The following is a 2,032-nucleotide window of genomic DNA, read 5'->3' as shown; positions in this document are numbered from 1 at the left end:
CGCACATCGCACATCGCACATCGCACATCGCACATCGCACATCGCACATCGCACATCGAACATCGCACATCGCACATCGCACATCGAACCTTGCGAACTTTGCGAACTTTGCGAACTTTGCGAACTTTGCGAACTTTGCGAACTTTGCGAACTTTGCGAACTTTGCGAACTTTGCGAACTTTGCGAACTTGCGAACTTGCGAACTTGCGAACTTGCGAACTTGCGAACTTGCGAACTTGCGAACTTGCGAACTTGCGAACTTGCGGATTTGGCGGATTTGGCGGATTTGGCGGATTTGGCGGATTTGGCGGATTTGGCGGATTTGGCGGATTTGGCGGATTTGGCGGATTAGCATATTGGCGAACCTTGCAAATGCTGAACGTGAAACGTTGCGCGCTCGCGCTCTGCGGTTGGCATTAAGCATTGAATATCGGGGACGCCAGTCAATGAAATGGTGCACAACTGACGTATGCAATAACGTTGCGCTGTATTTCACATAAAACAAAACCCTGTTTCTCATATTGCAATACCACACACCGCCTAAACAACAGCTAGGCGCTCATGCGATAAAAAATATTTCTCCCCTCTAGCAATTCATCAACAATCTAGTACAATACGCGCAGTTTTATTTTTCGTAATATTAATTAATAAGGTGTTGAAATGATTAAGCTTTTACCCCCCCCGCACACTTTTCTAAATGCCATTTAGCATTGGCAATAGCGCTATTGCCATGGGCAGAAACAGGGCAAGCAGAGACAAAACTACAAGTTAAAATAGAAGATTTAGGCACCCTTAGGCGCGATCTAAACAACCCTGATGACGACAGTTTAAGCACAGGAAAAAGTTGGGCTGTTGCTATTGACCCTTCTGGCGAAGTGGTCGTGGGTTGGGCGGATAATAGCCAAAGGAATACCCATGCCAGCGCATGGCGTTATGAAGGAAAAAATGGCGTTAAGCAGTGGAGCGCCCCTGTAGATTTAGGCACGCTTAACCGCGACCTCCAAGATCCTAATGACAACAGTAAAAGTAATGGGGTTAGTCGGGCAAATGCTATTAGCGCTGATGGCAGTGCAGTGGTAGGCGAGGCATACAATGAAAGCTGGTATGGTCGTGCCAGCGTATGGCGTTATAGCAACGGTAAGTGGGGCGCCCCGTAGATTTAGGCACGCTTTTCCCCAGCTCAAGCGATCCTGACGACATTAGCAAAAGTCTTGGGAGTAGTTGGGCACGCGCTATTAGCGCCGATGGCAATGTGGTGGTCGGTAATGCACACAGTCAAGGAGGGGATCATGCCAGCGTATGGCGTTATAGCAACGGCAAATGGAGCGCCCCCGAGGATTTAGGCACGCACCAGCGCAACGCACAAAATCCCGATGACAACAGTCTAAGCACAGGGAAGAGTAAGGCACACGCCATCAACGCCGATGGCAATATGGTGGTCGGTGAAGCAGACAACAGCCAAGGGAATAGCCGAGCCAGTGTATGGCGTTATAGCAACGGCAAATGGAGCGCCCCCGTGGATTTAGGCACGCACCAGCGCAACGCACAAAATCCCGATGACAACAGTTTAAGCACAGGGAGGAGTAAGGCACACGCCATCAACGCCGATGGCAATGTGGTGGTCGGTGAAGCAAACAACAACCAAGGGAATAACCGTGCCAGCGTATGGCTAGATTTACGCACCGCAGACGATAAGCAAAATAACAGGGAGCATTGGAGCGCCCCCTTCGACCTAGGCACCCATGTCCTCGACTCCAACAACCCTAATAACACCTTAGGCAACAGTACGGCATTTGCCATCAGCAGCACTGGCGATACAGTAATAGGGAGAGCAGAGAGAGAAGCTAATAATGGTCAGCGCGAAGATCGCGCCACCCTATGGCATATCAAATTCATTAATAAAGCACAGCAACCACCCGCACAACCACCCGCACAACCACCTGCGCAACCACCTGTACAACCACCTGTACAACCACCTGTACAACCGCCTGTACAACCGCCTGCACAACCCCCTGCACAACCACCCGCACAA

1 protein-coding gene and 2 pseudogenes are annotated in these 2,032 nt (G+C 50.4%); all 3 read left to right on the top strand.

The annotated features are described in order from the left end of the window. Positions 1-352: pseudogene (locus A5N84_RS11040) on the top strand (hypothetical protein); the annotation flags it as partial. Positions 353-710: 358 nt separating this feature from the next. After that, positions 711-1,157, top strand: a complete 447-nt coding sequence (locus A5N84_RS09160; protein WP_072282133.1) for a hypothetical protein — start codon at positions 711-713, stop codon at positions 1,155-1,157. Continuing rightward, positions 1,142-2,032 (top strand): annotated as a pseudogene (locus A5N84_RS10095) (hypothetical protein); the annotation flags it as partial. The gene A5N84_RS09160 and the pseudogene A5N84_RS10095, both read left to right, overlap by 16 nt.

The sequence above is a fragment of the Rappaport israeli genome (genome assembly GCF_001888055.1).
GTDB classification, from domain to species: Bacteria; Pseudomonadota; Gammaproteobacteria; order Cardiobacteriales; family Cardiobacteriaceae; genus Rappaport; species Rappaport israeli.
Note: the sequence above shows the minus strand (reverse complement) of the source record. Positions and strands in the feature narration are given on the sequence as shown.